This is a genomic window from Methanospirillum hungatei (assembly GCF_020216685.1).
Classification (GTDB): Archaea; Halobacteriota; Methanomicrobia; order Methanomicrobiales; family Methanospirillaceae; genus Methanospirillum; species Methanospirillum hungatei_B.
This window is the reverse complement of record NZ_JAIWNS010000157.1, coordinates 1-12386: the sequence shown is the minus strand read 5'-3', so window position 1 is coordinate 12386 and position 12386 is coordinate 1. Positions and strand designations below refer to the sequence as shown.

At 45.5% G+C, this 12386-nt stretch carries 9 protein-coding genes; all 9 read left to right on the top strand.

What is annotated here, in order from left to right; all coding sequences use genetic code 11:
* A partial coding sequence (locus LDL35_RS10025; RefSeq protein ID WP_304022200.1) for a S8 family serine peptidase occupies positions 1–1464 on the top strand: 1464 nt, incomplete at its 5' end.
* Positions 1465–1654: 190 nt separating this feature from the next.
* Positions 1655–4354 carry a UPF0182 family protein gene (locus LDL35_RS10020; RefSeq protein WP_304022199.1) on the top strand — a complete coding sequence of 900 codons (2700 nt, stop codon included), beginning with the start codon at positions 1655–1657 and terminating at the stop codon, positions 4352–4354.
* A gap of 151 nt (positions 4355–4505) precedes the next feature.
* Positions 4506–6062: an ATP-binding protein gene (locus tag LDL35_RS10015; protein WP_304022198.1), complete on the top strand. Its 1557-nt coding sequence runs from the start codon at positions 4506–4508 to the stop codon at positions 6060–6062.
* Positions 6063–6264: 202 nt separating this feature from the next.
* Positions 6265–8340, top strand: a complete 2076-nt coding sequence (locus LDL35_RS10010) for a prolyl oligopeptidase family serine peptidase (protein WP_304022197.1) — start codon at positions 6265–6267, stop codon at positions 8338–8340.
* A gap of 71 nt (positions 8341–8411) precedes the next feature.
* Positions 8412–9626 (top strand): ABC transporter substrate-binding protein, encoded by a 1215-nt coding sequence (locus LDL35_RS10005; protein WP_304022196.1) that lies wholly within the window; start codon positions 8412–8414, stop codon positions 9624–9626.
* The gene (locus LDL35_RS10000) at positions 9623–10393 is read left to right on the top strand and encodes an ABC transporter permease (protein WP_304022195.1); all 771 of its coding nucleotides are present in this window, start codon (positions 9623–9625) and stop codon (positions 10391–10393) included. The genes LDL35_RS10005 and LDL35_RS10000 overlap by 4 nt, the downstream gene beginning before the upstream one ends.
* On the top strand, positions 10393–11142 hold the full coding sequence (locus tag LDL35_RS09995) for an ABC transporter ATP-binding protein (protein ID WP_304022194.1): 750 nt from the start codon (positions 10393–10395) through the stop codon (positions 11140–11142). The genes LDL35_RS10000 and LDL35_RS09995 overlap by 1 nt, the downstream gene beginning before the upstream one ends.
* A gap of 124 nt (positions 11143–11266) precedes the next feature.
* On the top strand, positions 11267–11446 hold the full coding sequence (locus LDL35_RS09990) for a hypothetical protein (protein WP_304022193.1): 180 nt from the start codon (positions 11267–11269) through the stop codon (positions 11444–11446).
* A 195-nt stretch (positions 11447–11641) separates the two neighbouring features.
* Positions 11642–12121 carry a RidA family protein gene (locus LDL35_RS09985; protein WP_304022192.1) on the top strand — a complete coding sequence of 160 codons (480 nt, stop codon included), beginning with the start codon at positions 11642–11644 and terminating at the stop codon, positions 12119–12121.
* The last annotated feature ends 265 nt before the right edge of the window (positions 12122–12386 follow it).

Sequence of the window (12386 nt, the reverse complement as noted above, 5' to 3'; positions counted from 1 at the left end):
ATCATGAGTTGTTCCTGGGGTGAAGAAAAACCCAGCCGGGCACTTGAGGAGGTTATTGCCAGTACGGATGCATTGTTTGTGTGTGCTGCAGGAAATTCAGAGACTGACATCGATAAGCATCCCTACTATCCAGCCTCGTATGATCTCCCCAATGTCATCTCTGTTGCTGCAACCAGCCCGTCTGATAACCTTGCTGACTTTTCAAATTATGGGGCAAAATCTGTTGATGTCGCTGCTCCGGGTGTCGATATCTACAGCACCTGGAAAGGTCAGTTCGAGTCTGATGTCTTCTGGCATGACTCCTTTGACTCTCTTGCAAACTGGTCATACATCGGGGACTGGCATTTGGATCACCAGAAATATAACACCTCTCCCTCCAGTGTGTGCGTAAATCTTACATTTCAAAATCCGTCCCTTCAGAACTATCTGGTGCTTCATACACCGGTGAATATTTCCGGGTATTCCAGGCCGGAACTGATATTCAGTTGTGAAGGGGTAATACTCTGGCCAACATTTACGAAATTATCCGTCGATGCCTGTGTGGATAAAAAATTCAACTGGAAGCGGATTGGTGAATGGGCCGGGGCATTTTTAAGTTTTGATGACATCCGGTGTGATATCCCTGATGATATGAGGGATTCTGATATTTTAGTGCGGTTTATCATTCAGGAGCAGTACCCCCTTGAAGGGATGAATAAGACACTCCAATTATGGATAGATGATGTACGGTTTTCGAATAAAACAGAAGCATATACTCCCTCATATCGATATGTGAGCGGGACATCAATGGCTGCTCCTTTCGTTGCAGGTGTTGCCGGTCTTGTCAAGTCAGAACACCAGAATCTGACTCCTGCAGAGCTGAGAGAGGTTCTCATACAGACAGTTGATCTGAAAGATGGATTGAAAGGAAAAACACTCTCCGAAGGGAGGATCAATGCATCTCTCGCGATCAGGTATACGCCGGGTCCTGATGCCGGGGTTCTATCGCTGAGGCCCGGATGGAATCAGATATCAGTTCCTGATGCCCTGGAAACGGGGTTTGATACGGCCAGTATCTTTTCACAGGTTCCAAGCGGGGGGCATGCTCTCTATTCGTATGATCCAAAGACTGGGTATGTGAGAGTGAACGAGACTGACATAATCAGGCCTCTGAACGGGTACTGGATTTACAGTCTCTCTTCGATGGATGTTTCGTTAAGGTTTCAGCCAGATCCGTCCATCAGAAAGGATCTTAAAGATGGATGGAACCTTTTCGGATTACTGTCAGAAGTCCCGGTTCCTGCTAGAGATGCTCTTGCCTGTCTAGGCAATAACTGGACAATGGTTACCGGATATAATGCATCACTCCAATGGTATGATGAGCCAATCCTTCGTGAACACTATAGCAATACCAGTGATAACCGGCCATTAGTCCCCTATCAGGGGTACTGGATCCTGATGAACGGACAGGGATCCATTCCCTGACATATCTCTCTTTTCTATTGGGATTACATGGGAACATGATGATTCTGTTGTGCTGTGACGAGATGGAGTTGTTCCCGGTAATCACTTGATCTTTTTATAGGACCGGCATAGGGTACCCCTGACCTGGCTCCAGGGCAGTGGACTTTCCAAAAACCTTATTTCATCTCAGGGGGAAGATGCATACGTCATTATGCGACTTCGAAAACTGTTGATATTCATACCGGCAGCAATTATCTTTGTGTTTTTTCTGCTTACCGATCTGCTTTCAGATCTCTTCTGGTATGCATCTGTCGGATACTCCCCGGTCTTTTTAACTATCCTGATCACCTCGGCATCCCTCTTTGTGATCGGTACACTGGTCTTTTTCGCCTTCAGTTATGGAAATGTTATCCTTGCCGCCCGGACTGGTGCTGGTGCATTCGGAGTTGAAAAAGAGATTCAGTATCTTGGAGGGATCGCCTGTGCCGTTGCAGCAGGAATTACCGGTCTCTCCCTCTCCTCTTCATGGGAGATTATTCTGGCATATCTGGATCAGACTCCTTTCCAGATATCAGACCCGGTGTTTGGCCTGGATATCAGTTTCTACATCTTTTCACTCCCGTTCTATACCATTTTAATTCAGTACCTCCTGGCCCTTTTTGTCTTCACTCTCATCATCTCCTCTGTGATGTATGCTGCTCATCGTGCAGGTGTGAGAATTGATGAATACGGTGTTTTCCAGTATATGCCCGGGCCCTTTCCTTTCGGATTATCCTGGAAAGATACCGTCGGTAGATTTCTTCCCCAGGTGAACTGCCTGTTATTCTTCATCTTCACTACTCTTGCAGCATTTTTATGGCTTAACCGATATTCAATCCTCTATACCTCAAAAGGGACGGTCATAGGTGCAGGATATACGAATGTCACCATAACCATTCCTGCACTTACTATCCTGACCATCATAGCCTTCATTATCGGGCTTCTCTTCCTCTTAAATGAGAAGATAAAGCGTCCGGAGATGATTGCCTATGGAATAGGCGGGTTTTTTGTTATCGCTATTCTATCAGCAGGAGCAGGATTCCTGGTTCAGACCCTCATCGTCGAACCGAATGAATTCAATCTTGAACGAACCTATCTTGGATATAACATCAACAGCACGCTTGACGGATACAATCTGGCCCATATCAACGCACAGGAATTTCCAGTCCGGTATAATCTCACTGAATCAGATATCAGGAATAATAATGCCACGATTTCAAATATCCGTCTCTGGGACTGGAGACCGATGAAAACAACCCTTGAACAGCTCCAGCTCTTCAGGACCTATTACACGTTTAATGATGTGGATGTGGACCGGTACTGGCTGGATGGCAATTACAAGCAGGTACATATATCTGCCCGTGAGATGAACTCGTATAATCTTCCACAGCAGGCACAGACCTGGGTGAATCGTCATCTCGTTTACACCCATGGCTATGGGGCGGTCATGAGCCCGGTCGACCGGATAACGGCGAATGGCCTTCCTGAATTCTTTGTAAAAGATATTCCACCCTCATCCCCGATTCCGTCCCTTACCCTTGATAATCCACAGATCTACTATGGTGAAGGAGACATTCCCTATTGTATTACCAATACCAGGACTGAGGAGTTTGATTACCCATCAGGCGATGAAAATATCTATGGTTCTTATGGCGGCGATGCAGGAGTAAAACTCTCCCTTCTTCCCAGGCTCGTATATGCCATCCAGTTGGGATCAGTAGAGCTCCTCGTCTCAGGTTCCCTGACACCGGACAGTAAACTTCACCTGTATCGGAATATCATGGAGAGGACTTCAAAAATCGCTCCCTTCCTGACGTATGATTCTGATCCCTATGTCGTTATGAGCGATGGGAAATTGTCCTGGATCATTGATGCATATACCACGTCAGATCGGTATCCCTATTCTGAACCGGTCAGGACTGGCGGATTATCAGCAAAATCCATGAATTATGTGCGGAATAGTGTGAAAGTAATCGTTGATGCATATACCGGAGAGATCGGGTACTACATCGTTGATTCTGACGACCCGATCATTCAGACCTATGCAAAGATGTTCCCCGGTCTGTTCCGCCCGGTTGATGATATGGCTGATGATCTCCGGAGCCATTTGCGGTATCCCCATGGATTATTCAATATTCAGGCAGAGATCTATGGAATATATCACATGACTGACCCCCGTGTCTTCTACAATCGGGAAGATGCCTGGGTCATTCCTGATGAGATCTATCGGAAAACGCAGCAGCGGTTTGAGCCTTATTATGTGATCATGAAACTCCCCGGTGAAGAGAGGGAGGAGTTCATCCTCATGCTCCCCTTCACCCCCAGGAATAAGCAGAATCTTATCGGATGGATGGCGGTTAGGTGTGATCCGGAGCGTTATGGGGAGATGATAGTATACCAGTTCTCCAAGCAGGAGCTGACCTATGGACCGATGCAGATAGAGGCGAGAATCGACCAGGATACCGAGATTTCACAGAGTATTACGCTCTGGTCACAGGCAGGGTCATCAGTCGTCAGAGGGAATACCCTGATCATTCCGGTTGAGCAGTCCCTCCTCTATGTTGAACCTCTCTATCTTGAAGCGACTCAGAAGGGAACTCTTCCCCAGCTTCAGCGGGTTATTGTCTCATACGGGGATAAACTGACGATGCAGCCCACCCTGAATGAGGCTTTGCAGGTCATCTTTGGGGGAAGACAAACCAGGCAGGATATCCCCAAACGAGTGGAACAACCCGGTAATGATCAGTCATCCTCGATCCTCGCTCAGATATCCGGTCTGTACAAGCAGGCACAGCAGGCGTTAGTTTCTGGAAGTCTGGGAGAATACCAACGGTTTGTTGACCGGATAGGGACGTTGGTTTCAGGATACTGACCAATACCCTTTTTTTAAGTACTAGTTCTGGGTCCTGATGGGTCATGCTATAGTTCTGTGAATGGTGTATGTTTATCCATGGTGGAGTTTGCTCTGGTTCTTTATTGCAAGCTGATATATTCTCATACCTTCAATATTATCCATAACGTGCATGGTACTCCATAAACTTCCGATCGGTATCCAGTCTTTCTCCGAAATACGTACTGGTGGCTATGCATATGTTGATAAAACTCCATTTCTGGCAGATCTCGTTTCTTCAGGAAAATATTACTTTTTATCACGCCCCCGCCGGTTTGGAAAAAGCCTTTTTCTGGACACTCTGGCATGTGCTTTTTCCGGGCAAAGGGATTTATTTAATGGATTATATCTGGCATCAGATAAGGCTGGCTGGGATTTTTCAACGTGTTATCCGATTCTCCGGATAGATCATGCAGGAGGGACGACGAAAACAGCCGATGATCTTCTTCAGCGTCTTCATCGCCTCCTCAATTCATGGGAAGAAGAGTTCACGATTGAGCGGACAGAAGGATCACCCGGAGAGAGACTTCTGTATATTGTCAAAGATATTGCATTACGAACGAAAAGAAAAGTTGTCATTCTCATCGATGAATATGACAAACCAATTCTTGATAATCTGGAAAATACAGCGGTTGCGTTAAAAATGCGTGATATTCTCAAGGATTTTTATAGTTCAATCAAACCCCTTGATGAGTATCTGCATTTTGTTTTTCTTACCGGAGTATCACGGTTTTCAAAGACCGGCATATTCTCTGGTCTGAATAACCTGAATGATATCACTCTTGATGAAAAATACTCCCCGTTGTGCGGGTATACACAAAGAGATCTTGAAACGGTTTTTTCAGATTATCTCTCGCAATTTGACTCTGATGCAGTAAAGAAATGGTATAATGGGTATTCATGGACCGGTGAGTCTGTGTATAACCCCTTTGACATCCTTCTTCTCTTCTCGAAAAAGGTCTATCGCTCGTACTGGTTTGAGACCGGAACGCCTACCTTTCTCATAACACTCTGGCAAAAAAATCCACGGTTTCCGGCTGAATATGATGGCCTGGTTGCAGGGGATGATCTCCTCCGATCTTTTGAACCTGAGCGGATTCGGACTGAGAGTTTACTCTTTCAGGCCGGGTATCTGACCATTAAGTCCTGGTCTTCTGATCCGGTCAGGGGTTTTTGGTGTACGCTTGGATATCCGAATAATGAAGTTCGAACATCGTTCAATTCTCTTTTATCAGAATTTCTCTGTGGATATGATTCAAATCCTCTTCGCGATACCGTATATAATGTTCTGGAGTCAGGTAAGCCATCTCAATTAAAATCTGTATTTCATTCATTGTTTGCAGCTATTCCCCATGACTGGTACCGTAATAATCCGATTTCACGGTATGAAGGGTACTATGCCAGTGTCGTCTACACGTTTTTTGCAAGTCTTGGATACGAGGTTATCCCCGAAGATACCTCCAACAAGGGTCGTATCGATATTACCGTAAAAACAAAATCAGCAATATGGGTATTTGAGTTTAAAGTCAGAGGGATGAATAAATCTGGTGATGGTTCGCCCCTTCTGCAGATAAAAAACCGGGGATATCTGGAAAAGTATGCGATGGACTCAAGGAAAAAAATTGCAGTAGGGATTATTTTTGAACCGAAAGAGCGGAATATTGAGCATTATGAATATGAAGTTGTATAATTTCTAATCATATTCCATTCCTCTTCTGAACTGAACCACTCTTTATTCAACGGCTTAATTCTCGATATCTCTATTATTTCATATTCCCGTGAGAGATAAACCGAATATGGTGATGGGGCCTTCAAACATGAGATCCCTTTCCCACGATACTTATAAATGATACCATGATGGAGTAGTAATTTATCACTCAATAAGAGGGTGGGTGGAACGTATCGCATTATTGCATACTGAGGTGTATGGCATGTCCAGACTGAATGTAATTTTTATCCTGATGACAATTATCAGCTGTGGAACGGTGATATTCCCGGCTGCTTCTGCTGAAAATTCTGGAAATCTCGACTATGATGATATCCTGAAGATGGACTATCTTCATCAGTTTTCATTATCGTCTGATGAAGAAAATATCGTGTATCTGCGGACCACCGGTGATGATCTCCTACCGCCGGCTAATAACGGGACTCTGATGATGGTGAATACATCAACCAGAAAAGAGGTTGCCCTCACTGGTCCTGATGAATCGGTTACGGTATGGGCATTATCGCCAATACAGCAGGTCCTTGCCTATGTATCAATGCCCCGGAATGGCGGGATTGAGACATTAACTCTCCTTAATCTCTCCACGATGCAGCGGGAGAAGAAAGATGGTGTATCTGATGAACTCCTCTCCGGTTTTGCATGGTTTGGAGATCATTCCCTGGTATATACAGGAGCTTCTCCGGATACACCGGAGGATACCCGGCCTGGCGATGTCATCATCATGGATGAGATTCCTGACATGGTGATTTTAAAGTCCTATGATATCAGGAGTGGGGCAGTAACAGAACTGACATCCAATACTGATGTTATCTATGCCTATCATCCGTCACCTGACGGGAGGTATGTCGCGTATAAATCGTCCGTCTATCCTGAAGTCTGGACAGAGAACCCATCATTTAGCTATTTTGTGCTAGACACGACGACAGGCACTCTCGATAAGGTGATGACCCGTATTGAGGGATACCAGGATGAGAATGAGTTTGCCTGGTCTCCGGATAACTCAATGGTCTATATCGGACGAAATCTGAATGGCGGTCTTCGATATCCTGTTTCATATGCGAGTGATATCGTGGTGTATTCTCCTGCAACACGGACATTGGAAGAAATTCCTCTCCAATGGGAGAAAAAAATGCATAAAGATCTCTTCAATGATGATGTAGAGATGACGCCGTTTGACGGAGGGGTGTATGTCCTCCTCGCAAACGGGACAAATCCACAGCTGGCACGCTATGAGATGACTGATACCGGCTGGAGAATGACGCTGCTTTCCGGTGAACATCAGGAAAACATCTTTGCCCTCGAAACGAGCAGAGATGGTTCACGGATCTTGTATAATTATAATACAGCATCAGTACCGCCACAGATCTATGCTGCAGATGTGATATCAGGGGAGATACGAAATCCGAAAAGACTGACAAACATGAATGAAGACTTTCTGAAGAAACCACTTGGAACCTCAGAGGTTATTGAATGGACCGGTGCAAAGGGTGATACAGTTCAGGGTATTCTCAGGTATCCTCCGGGTTACACGCCGGGAACACCGTATCCGCTTGTCTTCGTCATCCATGGAGGTCCCACGTATACTGATTTTGATAGTTGGCGTGATACATGGGAGTTTCCGTACCATCTGATCACCGACCGGGGAGCAATAACCCTGTCGGTCAATTACCATGGTAGTAGTAACTGGGGCTTTGAGTTTGCACAGTCCATTGAGGGTGGTCATTACTACGATCTCCCGATAGAAGATTTCATGAAAGGAATTGAATATCTCTCTTTACAAGGGATAATTGATAAGAACCGGATTGGTGTAACCGGATGGTCTAATGGAGGTGTTCTAACTCTCTATTGGATTACCCGTGATCCATCGCTGAAGGTGGCGGTTGCTGGTGCAGGATTTGCAGATGAGAACTCACAGGTCTCAAATACGAATGGAATCGTGATGAACCTGATGTATTATGAGTACACCCCCTTTGAGAATCCGGAATATTATATTCCGTTCATGGGTGTGTATAAAGCAGAGCAGGTACAGACTCCTCTTCTTATGCTTCAGGGAACAGAGGATAATGCGGTTGCTCCGGCAAGTGCTCTCTCCACCTACCGGGCGTATAAGATGGCAAGCAAGGCCGATGTCCGGATGATTCTCTTTCAGGATCAACCTCATCATATGAAGACGTATCCGAATCAGCTGAGAAAGGTGAGTGAAGAGATTGCATGGCTTTCTCATGGTCTTGGGCTCTCCTGACCTCTCTTTTATTATCGGAGGGGGCCTGGTTGATACTCATATACGAGTATTGATATATATGGCTGGAGACCATGGGACTTGAAATGAGAATCTGGTATCTTCCTCTGATCTGTTTCCTCATCCTGTTCTCTCTTGTACTTGGGTATGTATTTTTATCCGGCGTCGATGTGAGTAGTATATCTACTGAGCCTGAGGTTCAGTTCGTCTATGCAACATCAGGAATTATGCCCCAGCTTCTGAATACCAGTCAGGTTGATGCTTTTTTTGTGTGGGAGTCGGTCGTATCAACCGCTGACCTCGGAGGTATAGGAAAAGTTATCGCCAGGGATGCTGATATCCCTCCGGACAGGAAATGGGAGAATACCGCGTGTAATGTTCTTGTCATGCGAAATTCTTTCATAACTGAATACCCTGAAATTGCATCCCTTTTATCTGCGATCACCATTGCCGGGATACAGAGAATTCATGAGGACCCGGATGAGGCCATGAATATTACTGCCGGCTGGGTGTATGGCTCACATCCGATCAGGTCTGCAGGTCTTACTCTGAATCCTATTGAATTAGAGAAAAATGCATTTCCTCATATTAATTTCACGGATAAGGCACGTCTTCCAGACCCTGGATACCTACAGCAGTCTTTGTATGACTATGAAATGACTCTAAAATCTCCTTCATCCAGGGAGAATGTGACGGTTTATACTCGTGCCCTGGAACTCCTTACTGGTTCAGAACCGGAGTTATCGCACATCCCTCCATATGTCAGAATCGGGTATCTCCCTTCCGCTGACCTCTATGCTCCCCTGTATGTTTCGATTATGGGGTATGAGAAGATATGTGACCGGTACGGGTTTTGTCTTGTTCCTGATTCTCATATGTCTGGACGGCCGACCGAATGCCAGCTGCGTGTCCAAAATAGTACGATTACCAGAATACGATTACTCCCCGGTCAGGTGGGAGGAGGAGTGATGACCGGTCTTGGACAGAATGCAATTGATGTTGCATATATCGGGAGTGTTCCATCACTTATGCAGATTTCCATGGGCAATCCAGCTGCTATTATTCATTCTATTAATGCAGGGGGATCAGGCCTTGTGGTTGATGACTCTGCTCCCTGCACTGACTGGGATTCATTCATTGTATGGGTGAAAAGCCGCTCATCTTCCGGCAGGCCGCTCATTATTGCTGTACCCCAAAGCTCAATTCAGGAAGAGATGATGCGGGAAGCATTTGAATATGAGGGAGTACAAATCTCCCTATACGGACTTCCTACATTTGGAGCACTATGAAACGGGTTCTTCCTATTCTCAAGGGATTTGCCATTCCGGTATTTATTATTGTCATCTGGCAGTCTCTCTCGATGTATATTCAAAACAGTTTCATTCTGCCCGGCTGGGAGACGATTATTCCGGTTCTTATTCATCCTGCTGAGCCATTATTTGGTGGGGCTTCACTCTTTCAGAATAGTCTAATCAGTCTTCAGCGAGTTTTATACGGCTTTCTTCTGGCCGTTTTCATTGCCGTGCCGCTTGGTCTCTTGTGCGGGTGGTCTAAATCAGCAGAGGATTATGTAAACCCCATCATTCAGATCTTACGGCCTGTTCCTCCGATTGCCTGGATGCCGCTTGCAATTGCATGGTTTAAGATAGGGTTTGGCTCTCTTCTCTTTATCATATTTATCGGTTCCTTTTTTCCCGTCTTTATCAGCACCATCGAAGGGATGAGGAGCATCAGAATACGGTGGCTGGAGGTTGCACAGACCCTTGGTGCCACCACCCTTGAAAAATTTAAAACCGTGGTAATTCCGGGTGCATTGCCATCCATCTGGACCGGGCTTCGGCTGGCGTTTGGTGTTGCATGGATGTGTCTTGTTGCGGCTGAAATGCTCCCCGGAACAAGTGCCGGGCTTGGCTATCTGATCATGTTTGCGTATAATCTGGGGCAGATTCAGGTCATCGTTGCCGGTATGATTGTTATCGGGGTGATCGGGATTGTATCTGATTCCATCTTCAGAATCGGACAGACAAGGCTCTTTGGCTGGCAGGGGAAAGAGTAATGCAGGTTCTGGTTCTGAAGGGGATATCGAAACGATTCTGTGATGATCAGGCAGAATTTCAGGCATTATCAGACATCTCCTGTGTTATTCATAAGGGAGAGATTGTCTGTCTGATGGGTCCGTCCGGGTGTGGGAAATCCACCGTCCTTCGAATCCTGTCCGGTCTTGAATCTTCTGATTCCGGCACGATCTGCGGGAGTGATGGAGATGTTTTTGATCCTGTTCACACCGCCATGGTATTCCAGGAACATGGCCTTTTTCCCTGGCTGTCTGTATATGACAATATTGCGTATGGCCTCCGGATGAAAGTTCGGAAGATCCCGCAAAAGCAGATTGCACAAAAGGTACATGACCTGCTCTCTCTTGTGCACATGGAAGAGTTTGCGAACGTTCTTCCCCACCAGTTATCCGGTGGAATGAAACAACGGGTAGCGGTTGCCCGTGCTCTTGCCATAGAGCCTGAGATCCTCCTTATGGATGAACCATTCAGTGCACTCGATCCGTTTTCCCGGCATGAACTGCAGGATGAAGTCATCCGGATACGGGATACCCTTGGCACGACATTTTTCATCGTGACCCACAATCCTGAAGAAGCTGTATATCTGGGGGATAGAATTATTATCCTCTCAAAACGGCCGTCATCTGTCAGAAAGGAGATAGAGGTATCTTCTCCACGGCCACGGGATTTGGCAGAACCTGAAATGATACACCTAGTCAGGGAGGTTACCGGGTATGTCAGCTCAGGATAGAGGACATCCTGTATTTTATCTCCCCTCTCGCCGGGTCATCTCTTTGATTGCTTTCCTAGTTCTCCTTATTCTCTGTATCGTTTATTGCGTTCTCATTCCGCAAAGTCCATACAAAACAGAACAAATGGCGAATCAATCTAAAATTCTGACGATATATACCGAGATAGATCCGTCATATGCATATCTTGACCGGACTGGCGGGGTTCGGGGAAAAAGCATAGAATTGGTAAAGCTTCTTGCCGAGCATACAGACATGGATTTATCCCTGAATTTTTATTTGGCTGTCGTGGAGCTATCACATTAGGCTTCTTTCATCAGTGGTCTTCTATCATCGCTCTTCTGCAATTTGGCTAGATTTCATTTGGTATTTTTTTAAACATCGCTTCACCCACACTTTTCTGTGTATTGATGGAATTTGCATACCCGGACACCGACTTCATTTTTCCCTGGTTTGATAGTGACAGAGCATCAATTAAATGGAAGAAATGTGACATTCTTTATGGATCTAAAAAAAGATAAAAACGCCATCCTGCTTGCAATTGTATGTATTATCCTGGGAATGGTCCTCATGAGTCTGATTATGGTGCTGGTCAATAGTTCACACAAGGAAATCATCTACACAGATAAGGCTCCAAAACCAATCGGGCCGTACAGTCAGGGGGTTGCCGTGAATGATTATGTATATACCTCTGGTCAGATTGGGATTGATCCACAGACCGGAGTTCTTAGGGATACAATAGGGGATCAGACTCACCAGGTCATGAAAAATCTCCGGGAAATTCTGGAGGTATCCGGGCTGAATTTTGATGATGTTGTTAATACTCATATCTACCTGACGAATATCTCTGACTTCCCGACGGTGAATGAGATATATTCAGGCTATATGGGAAATGCAACCCCATCACGATCGACGGTCGGGGTAGCAAGTCTGCCGAAAGGGGCACTGGTAGAGATTGAGATGATAGCGGAAAAAAAGTAAAAAAAGTTTAAAATATTTTTTGGGTTAATCGTGGTCAATAGGATTTCATGTCATACATAGATCTGAACCTGAATTGATGTATCCACTCGTGCATAGTGGGAAGCTCTCTCATACATATCATGCATAATTCCTCTCAGCTCCTCTATCCACAGTTCCCATTGCACCGGGTCAGCAAGATCATAGGTCAATGATATCGATCGTATCAATAATGCAGATAACCGGCAATTCTCATACGAAAATACCAAATCAATATCAATTTTCTACT